The sequence below is a fragment of the Methylobacterium sp. Leaf117 genome, from assembly GCF_001422985.1.
Taxonomy (GTDB): domain Bacteria; phylum Pseudomonadota; class Alphaproteobacteria; order Rhizobiales; family Beijerinckiaceae; genus Methylobacterium.
Genome location: NZ_LMNL01000023.1, coordinates 502,631 through 522,385, shown reverse-complemented (window position 1 = coordinate 522,385; position 19,755 = coordinate 502,631). Strand labels below are relative to the sequence as shown.

At 67.4% G+C, this 19,755-nt stretch carries 13 protein-coding genes; 8 read left to right on the top strand and 5 right to left on the bottom strand.

Annotated features, from left to right (window positions below; translation table 11 throughout):
* The first annotated feature begins 279 nt into the window (after positions 1-279).
* Both ASF57_RS13880 and tsaA read left to right on the top strand, forming a co-directional pair.
* Positions 280-2,670, top strand: a complete 2,391-nt coding sequence (locus ASF57_RS13880) for an EAL domain-containing protein (RefSeq protein ID WP_056484241.1) — start codon at positions 280-282, stop codon at positions 2,668-2,670.
* A 118-nt stretch (positions 2,671-2,788) separates the two neighbouring features.
* The gene (gene tsaA, locus ASF57_RS13875; protein ID WP_056484238.1) at positions 2,789-3,283 is read left to right on the top strand and encodes a tRNA (N6-threonylcarbamoyladenosine(37)-N6)-methyltransferase TrmO; all 495 of its coding nucleotides are present in this window, start codon (positions 2,789-2,791) and stop codon (positions 3,281-3,283) included.
* A gap of 28 nt (positions 3,284-3,311) precedes the next feature.
* On the opposite strand, the gene ASF57_RS13870 is transcribed toward tsaA, so the two are convergent.
* Genes ASF57_RS13870 through ASF57_RS13860 form a run of 3 tightly spaced genes read right to left on the bottom strand, consistent with a single transcriptional unit; the run spans position 3,312 to position 8,696 of the window.
* Positions 3,312-6,419, bottom strand: coding sequence for an efflux RND transporter permease subunit (locus ASF57_RS13870; RefSeq protein ID WP_082503943.1), 3,108 nt, complete (start codon positions 6,417-6,419; stop codon positions 3,312-3,314).
* Positions 6,420-6,477: 58 nt separating this feature from the next.
* On the bottom strand, positions 6,478-7,554 hold the full coding sequence (locus ASF57_RS13865; RefSeq protein WP_056484235.1) for an efflux RND transporter periplasmic adaptor subunit: 1,077 nt from the start codon (positions 7,552-7,554) through the stop codon (positions 6,478-6,480).
* Positions 7,551-8,696, bottom strand: a complete 1,146-nt coding sequence (locus ASF57_RS13860) for an efflux RND transporter periplasmic adaptor subunit (protein ID WP_244476934.1) — start codon at positions 8,694-8,696, stop codon at positions 7,551-7,553. Before ASF57_RS13860 ends, ASF57_RS13865 begins: the two co-directional genes overlap by 4 nt.
* 207 nt (positions 8,697-8,903) lie before the next feature.
* On the opposite strand from ASF57_RS13860, the gene ASF57_RS13855 reads away from it, so the two are divergent.
* Both ASF57_RS13855 and ASF57_RS26965 read left to right on the top strand, forming a co-directional pair.
* Positions 8,904-9,479 carry a TetR/AcrR family transcriptional regulator gene (locus tag ASF57_RS13855; RefSeq protein WP_056484232.1) on the top strand — a complete coding sequence of 192 codons (576 nt, stop codon included), beginning with the start codon at positions 8,904-8,906 and terminating at the stop codon, positions 9,477-9,479.
* Positions 9,480-9,866: 387 nt separating this feature from the next.
* Complete coding sequence (locus tag ASF57_RS26965) at positions 9,867-12,857, top strand: PAS domain-containing protein (RefSeq protein ID WP_156376128.1); 2,991 nt, start codon at positions 9,867-9,869, stop codon at positions 12,855-12,857.
* Between the two features lie 55 nt (positions 12,858-12,912).
* On the opposite strand, the gene ASF57_RS13845 is transcribed toward ASF57_RS26965, so the two are convergent.
* The gene (locus ASF57_RS13845) at positions 12,913-13,815 is read right to left on the bottom strand and encodes a histone deacetylase (RefSeq protein WP_056484226.1); all 903 of its coding nucleotides are present in this window, start codon (positions 13,813-13,815) and stop codon (positions 12,913-12,915) included.
* Between the two features lie 24 nt (positions 13,816-13,839).
* Positions 13,840-14,784 (bottom strand): FAD-dependent oxidoreductase, encoded by a 945-nt coding sequence (locus tag ASF57_RS13840; RefSeq protein ID WP_244476933.1) that lies wholly within the window; start codon positions 14,782-14,784, stop codon positions 13,840-13,842.
* Positions 14,785-14,940: 156 nt separating this feature from the next.
* On the opposite strand from ASF57_RS13840, the gene ASF57_RS13835 reads away from it, so the two are divergent.
* The 4 genes from ASF57_RS13835 to ASF57_RS24805 all read left to right on the top strand — a co-directional run bounded on the left by ASF57_RS13835 (position 14,941) and on the right by ASF57_RS24805 (position 19,719).
* Positions 14,941-16,197, top strand: coding sequence for a ceramide glucosyltransferase (locus ASF57_RS13835; protein ID WP_082503970.1), 1,257 nt, complete (start codon positions 14,941-14,943; stop codon positions 16,195-16,197).
* A 97-nt stretch (positions 16,198-16,294) separates the two neighbouring features.
* Positions 16,295-17,671, top strand: a complete 1,377-nt coding sequence (gene eat, locus ASF57_RS13830) for an ethanolamine permease (RefSeq protein ID WP_056484220.1) — start codon at positions 16,295-16,297, stop codon at positions 17,669-17,671.
* Positions 17,672-18,030: 359 nt separating this feature from the next.
* Positions 18,031-18,696: a class I SAM-dependent methyltransferase gene (locus ASF57_RS13825; RefSeq protein WP_056484217.1), complete on the top strand. Its 666-nt coding sequence runs from the start codon at positions 18,031-18,033 to the stop codon at positions 18,694-18,696.
* Between the two features lie 3 nt (positions 18,697-18,699).
* Positions 18,700-19,719: a glycosyltransferase family 61 protein gene (locus ASF57_RS24805; RefSeq protein ID WP_082503941.1), complete on the top strand. Its 1,020-nt coding sequence runs from the start codon at positions 18,700-18,702 to the stop codon at positions 19,717-19,719.
* Positions 19,720-19,755 lie beyond the last annotated feature (36 nt).

Below are 19,755 nucleotides of genomic sequence, written 5' to 3'. Positions count from 1 at the left end.
GATCACGGTGCCTCCTGGCCAAACCTTCGGTCCCGGTCCGTCTTACACCCGCGTGTGGCGTGAGGCGACCGACCGGGCGGTCGGGATTCCAGGCTGCTGATTTCAGCTGTGTGACATCAATGACAAAGATGTCGTGCGACGGCTGGTTGGTTGCTTGGCAACCATTTCAATAGGCCGACAAGTCCTTTAACATATGAAAGGCATACATTCCCTCTGCCGGAGCGAAAGCCGAGTCTTGGGTCAGGCGAATTCGACGCCAATAGGGGGAAACCGGCTTCGATGCTCACCGTCATTGGTTGCTTCTTCATCGGTAACGACCCCTGGTTGGTCGTGCTGGCAGCAATCATTTGCACCTTGGCCGCCAGCTCTACGATTGCGTTGCTGGTCCATGCGCGCCGGCCGAGGGCCGGATGGCGCAGCGGGTGGGTCGCGATCGCGGCCCTGGCGGGTGGCTCGGGCATCTGGGCGACCCACTTCCTGAGCATGCTGGCCTGCGATCCGGGTTTGGTCACCGGATACACGATTGGCCCGACCGTGCTGTCGCTGGTGCTGGCCGTGCTGGTGACGGGGATCGGTCTCGGAACGGCGGTGTTCTGGGCCGCCCGCGTCGCTCCGCTGGTGGGCGGCGGCATTGTCGGCCTCGGCATCGCGGTGATGCATTACACCGGCATGGCGGGCTACGAGATCGCCGGCCACGTGATCTGGAACGCCCCCCTCGTCGCGGTTTCGATCGCCGTCGGCATCGTGTTCGCCATCGCGGCCCTGTGGATCGGCCTGACCAGCACGCGCACCCGGGGACGGGCCGCCGGTGCCGCCCTTCTCGTCGTCGCCATCTGCGCCCACCACCTGATCGGCATGACGGCCGTCACCCTGGTGCCGGACCCGCGGGTGAGCGTGCCCGAAGAGACCGTGCCGGCCCTTTGGCTCGCCCTTCCGGTCGGCCTCGCCAGCCTGACGATCCTCCTCATGGCCTGCATGGCCCTGATCCTGGACCTTCGCGACCGCCAGAGCGCGGTCTATCGCGGACGCCTGCTGAGCCTCGCCAACGCGGCGGTGGATGGCCTCGTCATCTGTGACAAGGCGGTCATCGTCAGCGCCAACGACAGCTTCGCCACGCTGACGGGCATCCAGGCCCGGGACCTGACGGGCCTGCCCCTGTCGCGCTTCTTCCCGGATCGCGACACCCTTCGCGGCCTCGCCGAGCGGGCCGACGAACCGATCGAGGGCAACCTTCACCGCACGGACGGAACCGTCCTGCCGGTCGAGCTGATCATGCGGCCGATCGCCTACGCGAGCACGCCGCACGTGGCGCTGGCGGTGCGCGACCTGACCATGCGCCGGCGGGCCGAGCGCCAGATCCAATTCCTGGTCAGTCACGACCCGCTGACCGGCCTGCCGAACCGGCAGGCCTTCTATGACCGGCTGGACCAGCATCTGCGGCAGGCCGTTCCGGGCGAGCGCCTCGCGCTCCTCTACATCGATCTCGACGGCTTCAAGGAGATCAACGACCTCGTCGGCAACGCCATCGGCGACGTCACGCTGGTGCGGGTGGGCCAGCTCATCGCCGGCCTTCTCGACGAAACCCAGATGGTCGCGCGCGTGGGCAGCGACGAGTTCGCGGTGGTGACGCCATGCGCCCACGCGGTCACGGCCGGGCGGCTGGCCGAGGAGATCCGGGCCACGCTCCGGGCCGCCTCGGACCGGGCGCCCCAGGGTGAGCCCGTGCCGGCCGCCACCATCGGCATCGCGGTGTTTCCCGACGATGCGCGCGACCGCAACGATCTGGTGAACGCGGCCGACACCGCGCTCCTCCTGGCCAAGACCGAGGGACGCGGCAGCTACCGCTTCTTCGAATCGTCGGTCGGGCAGGATGTGCGCGACCGACGCATCCTGGAGAAGCACCTGCGCCGCGCCCTGAGCGAGAACCAGCTCCGCCTGGTCTACCAGCCCCAGATCGAGACCCGGACCGAAGCCGTGTTCGGATTCGAGGTGCTCCTGCGCTGGCACCATCCCGCGCGCGGCCTGATCTCGCCGGCCCTGTTCATCCCCATCGCCGAGGAGAGCGGGTTGATCCGCGAGATCGGCGCCTGGGTCCTGCGCGAAGCCTGCCGGGAGGCCGCGCAATGGGTCGCGCCGCTGACCGTCGCGGTGAACGTGTCCGGCCTGCAGGTCCACGATCCGGCTTTCGCGCCGAGCGTCAAGGCGATCCTGGCCGAGACCGGCCTCGATCCGGCGCGCCTCGAACTCGAGATCACCGAGACGGCCCTGATCCGCGATCCGGTCCGTGCCTCGACCAACCTGCGCCAGCTGAAGGCCCTGGGCCTTCGCATCGCCATGGACGATTTCGGAACCGGGTACTCGTCCCTGTCGAACCTGCGCCTGTTCCCCTTCGACACCATCAAGATCGACGGCTCCTTCATCGCCGCGGTGGATTCGAATCCGCAGGCCGCCGCCATCGTGCGTTCGGTGCTGGGGCTGGGCGCGGGGCTCGGCCTGCCGGTGATTGCGGAGGGTGTCGAGACCGCCGAGGAACTTGCCTTCCTGGGCGCTGAGAACTGCCACGCCGCCCAGGGCTATTTCATCGGGCGCCCCGCCCCGATCAGCGCCTTCGCGCAGCATACGGGGGGATCGCGCTCGGACGCCCACGTCGTCGCCACGGTCGCCGCCTGAAGGAAATCCGCCCCGCGCGTCGCCGATCGTCCGGGGACGACTTGCCTTCCGGGGATTTTCTGCTCGAAACCGACGCTCCGCGCCGCGATGCGCAAATCCCGACGAGAAGGCCTGCCGCATGCGCGACGAATCCGGACATCGCCCCGGCGAGACGGCGATCCCGCTGCCTGCGGCCTTCGATGCCGGGCTCTACTTCATCGGCCGCATCCGCACGCCCTGGGCGACGCGTCAGGACTGCCCGAAGAACGGGCTCCAGACCGAGGCGACCTGCACCCTCGCGGTCGACCCGCCCTTCGCGGACGGTCTCCAGAACGTCGAGGGCGCCAGCCACCTCATCGTGCTGTACTGGATGGACGAGGCCGCCCGCGACCTGGCGCTGCAGCGTCCCCGCCATGCGGATGGCAGCCGGGGTACCTTCTCCCTGCGATCGCCCGCGCGCCCGAACCCGATCGCCCTGTCGGTGGTGGAGCTTCTCGGGCGGGACGGCTCGTGCCTGACCGTCCGCGGCCTCGATTGCCGCGACGGCACCCCGCTCCTCGACATCAAGCCCTACTACGCGACGACCGATTCGCGCCCCGGCGCCACGGTGGACCGGGCCGGGACGTCACGGTGAGGCGGAGCACCCGGCGCAGGTCGGGGAATCACCCGGCATGCGCCTCGCGGCCGTGCACCTGCCCGTCGGCCCCGTGGACCCGGCGCGGCGTGCCCTTCGGCGGCGCCTTGATCCGGTACCAGCCGACATAGAGGGCGGGCAGGAAGAACAGGGTCAGGAAGGTCGCCGCCAGGATGCCGCCGATCATGGCGTAGGCCATCGGCCCCCAGAACACCTCGCGGGCGATCGGGACGAGGCCGAGGCTGGCCGCCGCCGCGGTCAGCAGGATCGGGCGCATGCGGTGGCAGGTGGCATCGACCACCGCATCCCAGGGCGGCAGCCCGTCGCGCTCGTACTCGTCGATCTGGGTCACGAGGATCACCGAGTTGCGCACGATGATGCCGATCAGCGCCAGCACGCCCAGGATCGCCACGAAGCCCATCGGCTTGTCGAAGGTGAGCAGCGCGAGGGCGACGCCGATCAGCCCGAGGGGCGCCACGCTCGCCACCAGGAAGAGCTTCTGGAAGCTCTGGAGCTGGATCATCAGGAACATCGCCATGGTGAGGAGCATCACCGGCGCCACGGCGGCGATCGGCCCCTGGCCCTTCGCGCTTTCCTCAACGGCCCCGCCCACCGCCAGGATGTAGCCGTCGGGCAAGGTCTTGCGGAACGCCGTGATCTTCTCGTCGAGCTGGCCCACAACGGTGGCGGGCTGGGTGTCGTCGGCGATCGAGGCCCGCACCGTGATGGTGGGCAGGCGGTCGCGGCGCCAGACGATGGGCTGCTCCAGCTCGTAGCCGATGGTGGCGAAGGCGAGGAGCGGCACCACGCTGCCGTTGGCGAGCGGAACCTGCAGGCTCTGGAGCGTATCGAGGGAGTTTCGCTCCACCGCCTGGGCACGGGCCACCACGTTGACGAGGTAGATCGAGTCCCGCACCTGGGTGATCGCGCGGCCGCCGACGATGCCGTTGAGGATGCCGGCGATGTCCTCCGAGGTGACGCCGAGCTGGCGCGCCTTGTCCTGGATGATGTCGACCTTCAGCACCTTGCCGGGCTCGTTCCAGTCGAAGGTCGGCACGTCGAGATGCGGGTTCGAGCCGACGATGTTGGCCAGCTCCAGGGCGTAGCCGCGCAGGGTCTGGAGGTCGGGTCCGCCGAGTCGGTATTGCACCGGCCGGCCGACCGGGGGGCCAAGATCGAGGGAGTGGATCAGGAAGTCGGTGCCGACGAATTTTTCCCGCGCCAGCGTGTCGAGCTTGGCCTTCATGCGCTCGCGGGCCTCGATCGACTTCGTCTCGATGACGATCTGGCCGAAGAAGGCGTTGCCGAGCTGCTGGTCGAGGGGCAGGTAGAAGCGCACCGCGCCCTGTCCGACATAGGACGACCAGCGCACGATCTCGGGATCGCCCACCAGGGTCGCCTCGAAGCGGTCCATCTGGCTCTTGGTCTCCGCGATGCTGGCGTTCTGCGGCAGCGTCATGTCGACCAGAAGTTCCGGCCGGTCGGAGGACGGGAAGAACTGCTGCTGCACGAAGCCCATGCCGACGATGGCCGCCGCCAGCATGGCCACGCAGGCCATGACGGTGGTCCAGCGCCAGCGCATGGCGCCCAGCAGCATCCCGGTGAAGATCCGCATCGAACGGCTCGGGGCGTCGTGGTCCTTGTGCTTCATCGTCTTCGGCAGGAGCTTCACCCCGATGAGGGGCGCGAACAGGACCGCCACCACCCAGGAAACCAAGAGCGAGGCGGCAATGACCACGAACAGCGAGTAGGTGTACTCGCCCGCCGAGGAGCCGTTGAAACCGATGGGCAGGAAGCCCGCCACGGTGACGAGCGTCCCCGTCAGCATCGGGAAGGCAGTGGAGGTGTAGGCGAAGGTCGCGGCCTTCTTCAGGCTGTCGCCGACTTCCAGGCGGGCGACCATCATCTCGACGGTGATCATGGCGTCGTCGACGAGGAGGCCGAGGGCGATGATCAGCGCGCCGAGCGAGATGCGCTGGAGCGTGACGCCCATCACCTGCATGACCACGAACACGATGGCGAGCACGAGGGGAATCGATAGCGAGACCACGAGACCGGCGCGCCAGCCGAGGGAGATGAAGCTGACCGCGAGCACGATCACCACGGCTTCGATCAGGGCCTTGGTGAAGCCGCCGACCGCCTCTTCGACGATCTTGGGCTGATCCGAGACGAGGTGGATGCCGACGCCCACCGGCAATTCGCCCTCGAGCTTGCGCATCCGCTCCTTCAGGTCGTGGCCAAAGGTGAGCAGGTTGCCGGAGGGCTGCATCGCGATGGCGAGGCCGATGGCCGGCTGGCCGTTGAAACGGAACAGGTCGGTCGGCGGATCGGTGAAGCCGCGCGAGATCTCGGCCACGTCGGAGAGGCGGAAGAAGCGGTCGTTCACCCGCAGGTTGACCGCGCGCAGGCTCTCCTCGGACACGAACTGGCCACCGACCCGGATCGAGACCCGCTCCGGTCCGGCCTGGATCACGCCGGATGGCGCGATGGCGTTCTGCGACTGCAGGGTCTTGATCACCGAGTTGGTGTCGAGGCCGAGCCCGGCGAGCTTGCGGGTCGAGAAGTCGAGGTAGATCACCTCGTTCTGGGCGCCGAGCAGCTGCATCTTGCCGGCGTTCGGCACCTTCTTCACCTCGGCGCGGACGCGCTCGACGTAGTCGCGAAGCTGGCGCTGGGTCACGCCGTCGGCCGTGAAGGCGTAGACGTTGCCGAACACGTCACCGAACTCGTCGTTGAAGAACGGACCCTGAATACCCTGCGGGAAGGTGCCCTGGATGTCGCCGATGCGCTTGCGCACTTGGTAGAAGATCGCCGGGATGGTCTTGGGCGGCGTCGTCTCGCGCAGCTGGACGAACACCGTGGCCTGCCCCGGCGTGGTGTAGCTGCGGCTGAAATCGACGGCATCGATCTGCTGCAGCTCCTTCTCGATCCGCTCGGTGACCTGATCGAGCGTGTCGCTGATGGTGGCCCCCGGCCAGCGCGCCTGCACGATCATGGTCTTGATGGCGAAGGGCGGGTCCTCCTCGCGGCCGAGGCGCTCGTAGGCCAGGAAGCCGGCCACCACGGAGATCAGCATCAGGAACCAGACGAAGGAGCGGTGCTCCAGCGCCCATTCGGAAAGGTTGAAGTTCTTCACGGTCTTGCTCTCGCCTCAACGGGGTGGCGACTGATGACGGATGGCGGTCGAGACCCGATCAGGGCGCCTGGTCGGACAGGCGCACGGCCTGCCCCTCCTTCAGCGAATGGACGCCGGCCAGCACCACGCGGTCTCCGGCCCCGAGGCCCTCGCCGATGCTGACGCGCTCGCCGTCCCGGTGCGTGACGGTGACGAAGCGCTTGAGGACGCTCTTTCCGTCCGGGGCGACGACCCAGACCGCATCGCGGCCGCCCTCGGTCAGCACCACCGTGGCGGGCAGATCCACGTGCGGCGGCTCGGCTCGCGCCAGCATCACCGTGAGGGTCGAGCCGAGGCGGAAGGCCGGGGATGGATCGATCAGCGTCATGCGGATGCGCCGCGTGCGCGTGGTCTGGTCGGCGAAGGGTGCGATCTCGCGCACGCGGGCGGTCGCCGTCACATCGGGAGCGCTCTGCAGGGACACGGTGAATTGCGCGTCCGCCGGCATGGTGCCGACCAGTTCCTCCGGGATATCGACCACGGCCTCGCGCTCTTCCGGGCGAGCCAGGGTCGCCACCGCCTGACCCGCGCTGAGAACCTGGCCGACCTCTGCGCTGCGGACCGTGACGACGCCATCGAAATCCGCGTGCAGTTCGGTGTAGCCGATCTGGTCGCGCGCCTTCTGCAGGTTGGCCTCGGCCTGGGCCAGTCGCGCCTGGGCGGTGTCCCGGCTCGCCACGGCGGTATCGAGCTGGGCCTGGGTGACGTTGCCGCCGGCGAGCAGGCGGCGGCGGCGGATCTCCGTCGCGTTGGCGTTCTCCGCCTGCGCCTTGGCATCGGCGAGGTCCGCTTCGGCCCGGGTCAGGGCGAAGCGCGGGACGACCGGATCGAGGGCGGCGATGCGCTGGCCCTTGTGCACGATGTCGCCCACGGTGACGTCGCGGGCGATCATCCGGCCGGCGATCTGGAAGCCGATCTCGGACTGGTAGCGCGGCGCCACGACTCCCGCGAAGGGTCCGAAGACCTGGGCGTCGACGGGCTTGACCACCCGGTACAGCACCGGCCGCACGGGTGGGGGCCCTGCCGGCTCCTCGGCGGCGTGGCAGGCGCCGAGGAGAGCGACGAGCGCGAACGCGCTCCAGAGCGGGCGGGTCATCGCGTCGCCTCGAGGGTCTTCGAAACGGCGACGGTCTGGCCTGGCCGGAGAAGCTGGATCCCCGCGATGACGACCTCCTCGCCGGGCGTGACGCCCTCCTTGAGCGCGATGGTGTTGGGGCCGTAGCGCTCGATCACGACGGGCCTCGGCCGGACGGTCCCGGTCTGGGGATCGCGCACCCAGACCGCCGGGCTGTTCTGCCAGCGATAGAGCGCCGACCAAGGCAGGACGATCGCCGGGCGCGGCTGGAACTTGCCGGTGCCGATCACGACGGCCCCGAGGCTCATGGCCTTGGGCGTCTCCTCGAGACCGACCTTGATCCGCACCGTGCCGGAAGCGGCATCGACGCTGGGCGAGATCTCGCGCACGCGACCGACCGCCTTGACGCGCGGGTCGGCCTGCAGCGTCACCTCCACGGTCTTGCTCGCCGGCGGCGCGGCGAGCACCGCTTCGAACACGTTGAAGACGGCGTCGCGCGGCCCGTCCTGCGCCATCACCAGGACGGTCTGGCCCGCCTGGACCACCTGGCCCACCTCGAAGGTGCGACTGAGGACGATGCCGTCCACGCCGGCCTTCAGGTCCGTGTAGGAGTATTGCTCCTCGGCGGTGCCGAGGGCGGCCCGGGCCGAATCGACCGAGGCCTGGGTCGTGCGCAGCTGCTGCTCCGCATCGTCGTAGCTCGGGCGGGTGGTGTAGCCGCTGGCCAGGAGCTGCTCCTGGCGCTTGAAATTCAGCTTGGCCTGGGTCAGCAGCGCATCGGCCGAGGTGAGCGCAGCCTGGGCGTTGTTGAGGTTGGCCCGCTGCTCCTGGGGATCGAGCTTGGCCAGGACCCGATCGGCGGTGACGTGGTCGCCGACCTCCACAAGGCGCTTGGCGATCTTGCCGTTGGTGCGGAAGGCGACATTGACCTGCGACTGGGCCTGGATGTCGCCGGTGAAGATCAGGTCCGAGGCGATGGTGGTCGAGCGGGCGATGGTCGTTCGCACGAGGGCCATGGCCGGGGCGGCGTTCTTCGAGGCGCCTGCGGGCGACGCTTCGGTGGCGGCCTCTGCGCCGAGCACCGGCGACATCGCGGCAGCTGCGATCGCAAGGCCGAGGCCCAGGCCTCCGCGCCAGCGCGGCCAAACGGTCTGCCAACCCACCATTGCGTCCTCGAAACCCAAAAAGCCCCTACCTCGCCTCATCCATATCGTCTATCATACCGACCGTCCAGACGGTTTCTTGCAAGAGCAGATCGGCTCCTGGTTTTCGTAACGCCCCGGTATCTCGTTGAAGTATTCGATCTTTCTGCCATGTGCGGCTTTGATTTGGTATCATCGCGAAACCTTGGCACCTCTGCCGGATGATCGATGATGAAGGCGCGTACCCGCCGCGAAGACCGACCGCTGGTGATCCTGGATGCCGCCGAGCGTCTGATCCGGCGCATGGGCACCCGCACCCTGACGATCGATGCGGTGGCGGCGGAAGCCTCTCTGAGCAAGGGCGGCGTCCTGCATCACTACGCCTCGAAGGATGCGCTGATCTCGGCGCTGGCGGAGCGCAAGCTGCGCGAAATCCGTGAGAGCGTGACGGCCCACGAGGCCGAACAGGGGCCGGGACCGGCCGCCCTCCCCCTGGCCCTGATCGCCCATGCGCGACAGATCTATGCCGACGAGGATGGATTTCCCCGGGCGCTCCTGCTGGCTTCTGCCGAGAACCCGGAGGCCTTCGCGGGCTTCAACGCCTTCCTGCGGGACCGCCTGGCCCAGATGGAGGACGTGGCCTGCTGCCCGGGCGCCGGGGCGATGCTGACCTTCGCCACCCTCGGCCTCCTCCTCTCTCGCACGCTCGGCTTCCACTGCCTGGAGGGGGCGGAACTGGAGAAACTGTTCGACGCCATGGAGCGCACCGCCAGGAGCCTGCCGAAGATCGAGGCGCGGCCCTGAGCGTCTCAGCTTTGCGAGCGTCCGCTTGCGTACATCGATGAGCGAGAGACGCCGCTGACGGTCCTTCCGTATTGAATCAGACGAAGCCGGCCGATGGCATGCCGCGGAGCATGCAGGGCAAGAATGATCGCAAGGATGAGGGCCAAGCCTTCACCATGATCGATACTTTCGCAGTGCCGCGCGACCTCCCCCGAATCTACGCGACGCTGTTCCGAAGGCCCGGAATGATTTCGTCTCCGCGAAATCCGTTCTGCCGAGACCCGGAGAAGCGCTGTACGACCCGGATCAACGCAGCTATGCCTTGATCATGCCAGCCGGACCGCCCGATCCGATCGCCCGAAGATCCGAGATGCCCAACGGCTGCGACCGATCCGGGATTTGTGGCGCGTGACCGTCTCCCTGGCGTTTCTCGATGCCGGCGGCGTCACGGGTGCCGAAATCCGCGCACACGACTGGTCGGGGACGAGATTCGGACCGCCGGAGACCTGGCCGGCGTCCTTGCGCAATACGCTGGCGCTCATGCTCGCCTGTCCCCGGCCGATGTTCCTCGCCTGGGGACCCGACCTGCTCTGCTTCTACAACGACTCCTACCGGCCGATCCTCGGCTATCGCCTGTCGCACGCGCTCGGCCGTCCGTTCCGCGAGGTCTGGGGCAGCATCTGGGACGACATCGGTCCACTGGTGGAGGCCACCCTCGCGGGCGAGCCCCGCACCTTGACCGACATGAAGCTCGATCTCGCCCGCGCAGGACGGGCGGAGGAAAGCTGGTGGTCGTTCACCTACTCGCCCGTCTACGACGATGCCGGCGCGATCAACGGATTGCTCTGCGTCACCGCGGAAACGACCGACCGCGTGCTCGGCGAGGCCGCCCTGCGCGAGAGCGAAGACCATTATCGCCACACGGTCGAGTTGAACCCGCAGGTTCCCTGGACCTGCGATGCTGCCGGCAACATCACGTCCTACGCGACCCGCTGGCTGACCCTGACGGGACAGGCCCCCGGCGAGCCCCTGGGCGACGGCTGGACCCGGGCGGTGCATCCCGAGGACCTGCCGCGGACCATCGCCGTGTTCGGTGCCTGCATCGCCTCCGGAGACCCGGTGGATGTCGATTACCGCATCCGCCTCGCGTCGGGCGAGCACCGCTGGATGCGGGCCCGCGCCTTTCCGCGCCGGACGGAGGGCGGCGAAATCCTGTGCTGGTACGGCGTGGTCGAGGACATCCACGACCGCAAGCAGGCCGAAACGCGCCTGCGACGGCGCGAGGAGCAGCTGCGGCTGGCCACCGAGGCGGCCGAGATCGGCACCTGGGACCTCGATCCGGTCGGCGGTACGCTGGTCTGGTCGGACCGCACCAAGGCGATGTTCGGCTTTTCCTCCGGCGCGTCGGTGACCCTCGACGACTTCTACGCCACCCTGCACCCCGAGGATCTGGCGGCAACCCGAGCGGCCTTCGCCTCCGCCATCGACCCGGCCCTGCGCACGACCTATGACGCCGAGTACCGCACCATCGGGCGCGACGATCGGCTGGTGCGCTGGGTGGCGGCGAAGGGCCGGGGCGTGTTCGACGAGACCGGGCGCTGCGTTCGGGCCCTCGGGACGGCCATCGACATCACGGCGCGCAAATCCGCCGAGGGCCACCTGCGCTTCCAGATCGCGCTGGCCGACCGCCTGCGCACGGCGGCGAGGCCGCTGGACATCAAGATGATGGCCTCGGCCAGCCTCGGCGCGCATCTGGGTGTCGGCCGGGTCGGTTACGGCCATCTTCAGAACGAGGGCGAGGTCATCTCGGTCGAGCGCGACTGGTGCGACGGGCGCATGCCCTCGCTCGCCGGCGTGGTCCGGGTGCTCGATGCCTTCGGCCCCGCGCTGGTGGTCGAGTTGCGCCAGGGGCAAACCCTGGTCGTGACCGATTGTCGGACGGACCCGCGGACCGCCGAGCCGGCGTTCCAGGCCACCTGGGACAGCATCGGAACGCGGGCGCTGATCGTGGCTCCGATGATGCGAAGCCTGGAATCCGGCGGCCTGTCCCTCGGCGGCGTGTTCTTCGTGCATTCCGACGCGCCGCGCATCTGGACCGACGCGGAGGTCGGGCTGACCATGGAGGTCGCGGCCCGGACCTGGTCGGCCTACGCGCAGGCGGAGGCCGAGGCGGCCCTGCGCGAGTTGAACGCCACCCTTGAGGAGCGCGTGGCGGGACGCACGGCCGAGCTGGAACAGACCCACGAGGCCTTGCGGCAGGCGCAGAAGATGGAGGCGGTGGGCCAGCTCACCGGGGGCGTCGCGCACGACTTCAACAATCTCCTCACCATCATCCGCTCCTCGGTCGACTTCCTGCGTCGGCCGGATCTGCCGGAGGTGCGCAAGAGCCGCTACCTCGATGCCGTCTCCGAGACCGTGGACCGGGCCGCCAAGCTCACCGGCCAGCTGCTCGCCTTCGCCCGGCGCCAGGCCTTGAAGCCCGAGGTGTTCGACGTTCGGGCGCGCCTCATCGTCATCGCCGACCTTCTGGAAACGGTGACGGGCGCCTGTATCCAGGTCGTCACGGCGCTGCCCGAGGAGACCTGCCACATCCGCGCGGATCTCAGCCAGTTCGAGACCGCGCTGATCAATATGGCGGTCAATGCCCGGGACGCGATGGAAGAGCGGGGCACCCTGACCATCCGCCTGGAATGCCGGGCGCCCATGTCACCCCTGCGCGACCAGGGCGGCCAAGCGGACCGGTTCGCCGCGATCTCGCTCAGCGACACCGGCATCGGGATCCCGGCGGATCATCTCGACCGGATCTTCGAACCGTTCTTCACCACCAAGGGCGTGGGCAAGGGCACCGGGCTCGGGCTGTCGCAGGTCTTCGGCTTCGCCAAGCAGTCGGGCGGCGACATCGCGGTCATCAGTACGGTCGGGGCGGGAACGACCTTCACGCTCTACCTGCCGGAAATCGAGCCCGATCAGGTCCCGCCCACGGCCGCCGGCGTGATCGAGCATCCCACCGTCTCGGGGGACGGCCTGCGCGTCCTTCTCGTGGAGGACAACCTGGAGGTGGGCCGTATCGCCCGCCAGATCCTGGAGGATTTCGGCTATCTGCCGACCTGGCACACCGACGCCGAGAGTGCGCTGGCGGATGTGGAGCGTGAAACCACACCCTTCGACATCGTCGTGTCGGACGTGGTCATGCCCGGCATGGGCGGCGTGGCCCTGGCTCAGGAGTTACGGCGCCGCCGGCCGGATCTACCGGTGCTGCTCGCCTCGGGATACAGCCACATCCTGGCCCAGGAGGACGCGCACGGCTTCGAGCTTCTTCAGAAACCCTATTCGGCCGAGCAGCTCGGCCGGACGATCAACCGGATCGTCGCACGCCAGGTGGCGCTGTCGGAACCTTAGGCAAGGAACCGCTCCCGCCGCTCGGCCTTGCGCCGGCACGTCGGGCGTCGCGGCGTCAGGCTGCCTGCTCGGCCATGGCGGCGAAGACCAGGGCGTGCCGGGCCGCCAGGGCGTCGATGTCCGTGGAATAGCCGCCGCCGATCACCCCGACCAACGGGATGCCGCGGCGGCGGACGGCTCCCACCACGTACCGGTCGCGCGCCAGGAGGCCGGCATCGGTCAGGTCGAGGCGCCCGAGGCGGTCGTCGCGGTGGGGGTCGACGCCGGCATTGTAGAACACGAGGTCGGGGCGGATCGCATCGAGGAGCGGTCCGACATGGGCCTCCAGCACCGCGCGGTATCCGGCATCGTCGACGCCGTCGGGCAGGCCGACGTCCCGGTCGCCGACGATCTTGCGGGTCGGGTAGTTCTTCTCGGCGTGGATCGAGAGGGTGAAGAGATCGGGGGTGCCGCTGAGGCAATCGGCGGTGCCGTCGCCCTGGTGGACATCGCAATCGATCACCAGGGCGCGGGCGATGGTGCCCTCGGCATGCAGGGTGCGGGCGGCGACCGCCACGTCGTTGAAGATGCAGAAACCGGCCCCGGTCTCGCGTCGGGCATGATGACTGCCGCCGGCCGTGCTTCCGGCGATCCCGTGCGCCAGGGCGAGGCGGGCGGCCAGGAGGGTGCCGCCGACGGACGCGCAGGAGCGGGCGACCACCGAGGCGCCGACCGGAAGGCCGATGCTGCGCTCGATTTCGCGGGAGACGTCGAGGGCGAGCACGGCCTCGACGTAGGCGCGATCGTGAGCGGCGGCGAGAAGCGCGGCCCCGGCCGGCTCCGGCCGGACGAAGCCGTGCGGCGCGAGGCCCTGCTCCACCAGCAGTTCGGCCAGGCGCCCGTATTTGCGCATCGGGAAGCGATGCCCCTCCGGCAGGGTCGCCTCGTAGGCCGGGTGGAAGACGATGGGCAGGCTCATGTGGCAGACCTCACGACACGCGCCTCACGCCAGTTCGGCGAGGAGGCGGTCGGCCAGGGCCAGGCCGCTGTCGTAGGCGGCCTCGACGCGCGGCCCGAGGCAGCCGTCACCGGCATAGCCCAGGCGCTCGCGCGGGTCGTAGAGGCAGGGTTCGCCGCAGGTTTCCTCGACGAGGGCGTAGCGCCAGCGATGGCCGCGCCCCTGTCCGGCGACCGGCACTCCGAAGAGGACGGACAGGGCCGAGATCAGCCGTGCCGCCGCCGCCTCGGGCGCGTCCTCCAGGTGGGTCCTCGACCAGTCGGGCGTGGCATGGACGGTGAAGGCGGGCTTCCCGCTCGGCCGGCCGGGCTTCGTGCCCTCGCGAAAGATGGCCGCGACCGGTCCTCCCGCGGGTCGTAGGACGTCGCCCACGAAGGGAAGGTCCTGCGCGCAGGTCAGCATCAGCGACCAGCAGGGTGCGTAGGTCGCCCGCTCGATCGTCGGCAGCACGAATCCGCTCGTGGCGAGGAGGCGCGACGCCTGAGGCCCTGGCAGCGTGAGCACGACGGCCTCGAACACCCGCGGTTCGAGACCCTCGGCCAGAGCCAGGGTCCAGCCGCTCGACACGCGCGACAGGCCCGTGACGGTGCGGCCGACATGAACCTCGAGACCGCCGAGGAGATCGCGCACCGGCGCGGTCATGTCGGGCACGGCCGTGAAACGGTCAGGACCATCCCAGGGCGCCACGAGGCCGCGGCCCGCCCAGGCGGCGAGCCGCGCCCCGAAGGCGGAGCCATGTGCCCGCAGAACCTGGGCGCCGTGATCGAAGCGGAGCCCGGTGTCGCGATCGCGCCGGTTCGCCATGCGGCCGCCGACCTGACGGCCCTTGTCGAACAGGGTGACGGCGAGGCCGGCCTCGATCAGGCGGCGCGCGGCGCTCGCCCCCGCCATCCCGGCTCCCACGATCGCCACATGCGCCGGTCTCGCCACGCCCGCCCCCTCCGTTCCCCCGGGTTGTCATACGACTGAAGCATCGCGGCTGTTAGGGGCGCTGGGACGGTCGGGGACGCGGCGCGATGTCCATCCCGCGATCGGTCGCGTTTCGGGTCTGACCAACGGGAGATGTCGCGGATGTGGGATCAGGCGATGCGGGACTTGTCGGAGCCGAGCGCTGCGGTCGCTCTGGCGTTCTGCGCCGCCCTGACGCTGATCAACCTGGTCGGGATCGCGGTGGCGGCCGTCCGAATCGGGCGGCGCAACGGCGCATCGGTGTTCCCCCAGGGCGCGCCGGTGTCGCTGGTCCGGCCGGTCTGCGGCGTGGAGACCTTCAGCGAGGAATTGCTGACGCGCGGCTTCCGGCTGGTGCATCCGTCCTACGAGCTGATCTTCTGCGTCGCCGATGAAGCCGATCCCATCGTACCGCTGGTGCGTCGGCTCATGGCGGCGCATCCGCAGGTCCGGTCCCGCCTGATCGTCGGCGACGAGCGCATCAGCGACAATCCGAAGCTCAACAACTGCGTGCGCGGCTGGGAGGCGGCCCGCCACGACTGGGTCGTGCTCGCCGATTCGAACGTGGCGATGCCGCCGGACTACCTGCAGCAATTGCAGGCGGCCTGGCGTCCGAACACCGGCCTCGTCTGCTCGACGCCGATCGGAGCGCGGCCCGAGGGCCTGTTCGCCACGGTGGAATGCGCCTTCCTGAACACCCTCCAGGCGCGCTGGCAATATACCGGCGAGGCCCTCGGCCTCGGCTTCGCCCAGGGCAAGAGCATGCTTTGGCACAAGCCCTTCCTGGAGGCACGCGGCGGCATCCGCGCCCTGGCGGCCGAGATCGCCGAGGATGCGGCGGCGACCAAGCTCGTGCGCGCGGCCGGGGCGCGCGTCCATCTCGTGGCCGCTCCGTTCGACCAGCCCCTCGGGCGCCGCACCCTGGCGGAGATCTGGTCGCGGCAGTTGCGATGGGCGCGCCTGCGCCGGGTCACCTTCCCGCTGTTCTTCGCGCCCGAGATCGGCTGCGGCCCGCTCCTGCCCTTCGGCATCGCCCTCGCGGCCGCCCCCTCCCCGGCGCTCGCCGGAAGCCTTCTCGCGCTGACCGGGCTCTGGTATGCGGCCGAAATGGCGCTGGCCGCCCGGGCGAAGTGGGTCCGGGGCCCCGGTCTCCTCCTGGGCTTCATCATCCGCGATGCCCTGATCCCGTTCGTGTGGACCAGCGCCTGGCTACGCGGCGCGGTTCTCTGGCGCGGCAATGCCATGAACATCCGGACGACGATGGACCTCCAAACAACGAGGGACCTCCGAACAACGAGGGACTCGCGGACCACCATGGAGATCGCACCGCCGAACACCGGTGCCGCGACACGCAGCCCCTGGCGTCGCCTGTGGCCCCGGGCCAGCGCAGCCTGACGGTGCCCGCTCCAGCTGCATCGCCCTGCCGGCACGGCGGCAGCGCTCTTGCTTAGGCTCCGCGGTCCGCACCGGGCGGACAAAAGGGGCCAGGGCGATGCAGACCGAAACCAGCGGGCTCCATAAGGGCCTCAACGCCTTCCATCTCTGGGGCATCGCCGTCGGACTCGTGATCTCGGGCGAGTATTTCGGCTGGAGCTACGGCTGGGCTTCCGCCGGAACCCTCGGCTTCCTCATCACCACGATCGCGGTTGCGGCGATGTACGTCGCCTTCATCTTCAGCTTCACGGAACTCACCACCGCGATCCCGCAGGCCGGCGGCCCCTTCGCCTACAGCCGGCGCGCCTTCGGCCCGGTCGGTGGCTGCATCGCCGGCTACGCGACGCTGATCGAGTTCGTCTTCGCGCCCCCCGCCATCGCGCTCGCCATCGGCGCCTATCTCAACGTGCAGTTCCCCGGCCTCGACCCCAAGCACGCGGCGCTCGGCGCCTACCTGATCTTCATGACCCTCAACATCGTCGGCGTGCAGATCGCCGCGACCTTCGAGCTGTTCGTCACGATCCTGGCGGTGGCCGAACTCCTGGTCTTCATGGGCGTCGTCGCCCCGGCCTTCTCGTGGTCGAACTTCGCCGCCCACGGCTGGGCCGGCACCGACACCTTCGGCCTGCCGGCGATCGGCGGCCTGTTCGCCGCGATCCCGTTCGCGATCTGGTTCTTTCTCGCCATCGAGGGGGTGGCGATGGCGGCCGAGGAGGCCAAGGACCCGAAGCGGACCATCCCGATCGCCTACATCACCGGTGTGCTGACCCTGACGGCCCTGGCCTTCGGTGTGATGATCTTCGCTGGCGGCTCGGGCGACTGGCGGGCTTTGAGCAATCTCAACGACCCCCTGCCCCAAGCGATGAAGACGGTGGTCGGCGAATCGAGCGGCTGGCTCCACATGCTGGTCTGGCTCGGCCTGTTCGGCCTCGTCGCCTCGTTCCACGGCATCATCATGGGCTACTCGCGGCAGATCTTCGCCCTGGCCCGGGCGGGCTTCCTGCCCCGTGGCCTCGCCCGGGTGCACCCGCGCTTCCGCACGCCCCACATCGCCACCCTCGCGGGGGGCGTGGTCGGCATTGCGGCCGTCTACAGCGACAACCTGGTAACCATCGCGGGCCAGTCGCTCACCGCCAGCATCGTCACCATGGCGGTGTTCGGCGCCCTGGTGATGTACGGGATGAGCATGGCGAGCCTGTTCCAACTCCGCCGGGCCGAACCGGACCTCGCCCGCCCCTACCGCGCCCCGCTCTATCCCGCCGCGCCCGCCTTCGCGCTGGTGATGGCGGCGGTCTGCTTCGTCGCCCTGGTGATCTACAATCCGGCGATCTTCGCGATCTTCCTCGGCGTGATGGTGCTGGCCGTGCTCGCCTCGAAATGGCTGGCGACCCCAGACGCGGCGGTTATCGGCCCGGTTTACGATCCGGTGTTGTGAGGGCGCGGCATGGCTGACGACGCGAGCTGCGAATCACGCAATGAATTTAGACTGTAAACAGCTTCGATGAGTCAATCAGATCAGCTCGCGGTATTCCGGCGACGGCAACTAAAGTCGGCGAGCAGAGTTTTCTATCATCAATATATATTATGATTGTCAACCGACACTCACTAACCACCGCGACATTTCACGCCATTGGGCTGGGATAAAATCATTCTCAAATCGCCAAGCAGATACGTCACGGCTATATATTTTTATTTATATTTACATAGACGCGTATGAAGCTTTTGCAATACGCCCCCTAAGGTGATAAATGCAGTTACAAGCATCAGTTTGCACACTTCGAGGCCGATGGCGATATGTCGCTGTACCAAATCTTCCTTTCAAACACCGGCCGCCCTATTCACAAATCGGGACATTATTTCTTCGCCTACGAGCGTCATTTCGGGCGTTATGTCGGTCATCCTGTGACCTTTCTGGAGATCGGCGCAGGCAATGGCGGCTCAGCGCAGATGTGGAAGAGTTGGCTGGGTCCTCTTGCACGCATCGTCACGATCGATATCAACGAAGTGTGCAGACAATACGCGGATGAGCAGATCGCCGTGCGGATTGGCGACCAGTCCGATCCGCAATTTCTCCAATCGCTCCTTGACGAGTTTGGCACCTTCGACGCGGTGCTCGATGACGGAAGTCATCATATGGAGCACGTCACCAAGAGCTTCGATTTCCTCTACAAAAGGATCGCTGCGAATGGCGTCTACATGATCGAGGACATGCATACGGCATACTGGTCCGATTATGGCGGAGGCCGAGGTGATCCGCGCTCAATGGTCGAGCGTTTTAAAGGATTGATTGACGACCTCAATGCCGACCACGTTACGGATGGTACAGTGGCGCCATCATATTTTACAAGACAAACAGTTGCGATGACTGCCTACGATAGCGTTCTCGTGCTTGAACGTGCGCCGATGATCAACAAATTCATGAAAATGATCGGCGATGATACGCAACGCGCGAATTACTGACTGATGAAGTTGCTTGATCTTTGCACCATGCTCTGGGGGTCAGCGGAAATCCGCGACCCTGCCCCTGCAATCGAAGTGGTGCATGATTGCCGTTACATTCCCTATGCGGGAAACCGATCTTGGGGCCTCTATGGAAGAGATGGGCGTCTGATCGATCTGGCGGTTGACTTCCGCGAGGGCATCCACCATCCACCCGACCAATCTCTTGCAGTGTTACCGATCGCGACGGGAATCGAGAGCCTAGCTCCGGACGGCACCTATATTTATGGCGGACGTATCAATCCGCATTTTGGTCATTTCTTAGTTAATACTCTGCCCCGATTCTGGGCTATGCCGAAAATCCGGTCGCCGAACACCAAGATCTTGTGCCATGCGCCCGGCACACCGGAGAACTGGTTCAGCATTCCATTCGTAGCGACAGCCTTTGGCTTACTGGGTCTTTCTCCTCACGACTTCGTAAAATTTGAGAAGCCGACGCGACTGCGGACCGTTGTTGTTCCGGCGACGAGCCTAGAAGAACAGCACGCAGGTTACCGCGCTTTCGCAGACTTGTGCCAGGGGATTGGCGACCGGATACGCTCTGCGGAAAACTTCGAGCGAACCGATCGGCCAATTTACTATTCGAAGACTCGGCTTTCCTCGGCCGTTGGATTGATTACCAACGAGCTGGAAATCGAGACAGTCATGAAGGATCATGGGGTCGAAATTATCTACCCGGAAACGCTCAGCTTTGCCGATCAAGTACGTTTAATGTCGTCGCGAGACCAAATTTTGGGTTCAGCCGGATCTTTTCTGCATGCCAGTATTTTCTGTCCGCCGCGCCGGATCACCTGCCTTAACGTGACAGAAAAGATAAATTCGAATTACACCATAATTGACAGCTTGGCTGGCAACACGGCTACGTATCACTACCCACCAGCCCTCAGGGTCTTGGATGGAAAGGACGGATTTCTGACACTGCGCTATCTACCTGAGGCAAACCGCGTCGCGGAAGAACTACTGGCTGCAATAAAGGCAGCTTAGTGGTCTGAGTTAGAAGTTCGGTTTCAGATTTTGAGC

What these genes read in the sequence shown, in the direction of transcription:
- ASF57_RS13880 (WP_056484241.1), top strand. Translation starts at nt 280, where the DNA reads ATGCTCACCGTCATTGGTTGCTTCTTCATCGGTAACGACCCCTGGTTG.
- tsaA (WP_056484238.1), top strand. Translation starts at nt 2,789, where the DNA reads ATGCGCGACGAATCCGGACATCGCCCCGGCGAGACGGCGATCCCGCTG.
- ASF57_RS13865 (WP_056484235.1), bottom strand. Translation starts at nt 7,554, where the DNA reads ATGACCCGCCCGCTCTGGAGCGCGTTCGCGCTCGTCGCTCTCCTCGGC.
- ASF57_RS13855 (WP_056484232.1), top strand. Translation starts at nt 8,904, where the DNA reads ATGATGAAGGCGCGTACCCGCCGCGAAGACCGACCGCTGGTGATCCTG.
- ASF57_RS13845 (WP_056484226.1), bottom strand. Translation starts at nt 13,815, where the DNA reads ATGAGCCTGCCCATCGTCTTCCACCCGGCCTACGAGGCGACCCTGCCG.
- ASF57_RS13835 (WP_082503970.1), top strand. Translation starts at nt 14,941, where the DNA reads ATGCGGGACTTGTCGGAGCCGAGCGCTGCGGTCGCTCTGGCGTTCTGC.
- eat (WP_056484220.1), top strand. Translation starts at nt 16,295, where the DNA reads ATGCAGACCGAAACCAGCGGGCTCCATAAGGGCCTCAACGCCTTCCAT.
- ASF57_RS13825 (WP_056484217.1), top strand. Translation starts at nt 18,031, where the DNA reads ATGTCGCTGTACCAAATCTTCCTTTCAAACACCGGCCGCCCTATTCAC.
- ASF57_RS24805 (WP_082503941.1), top strand. Translation starts at nt 18,700, where the DNA reads ATGAAGTTGCTTGATCTTTGCACCATGCTCTGGGGGTCAGCGGAAATC.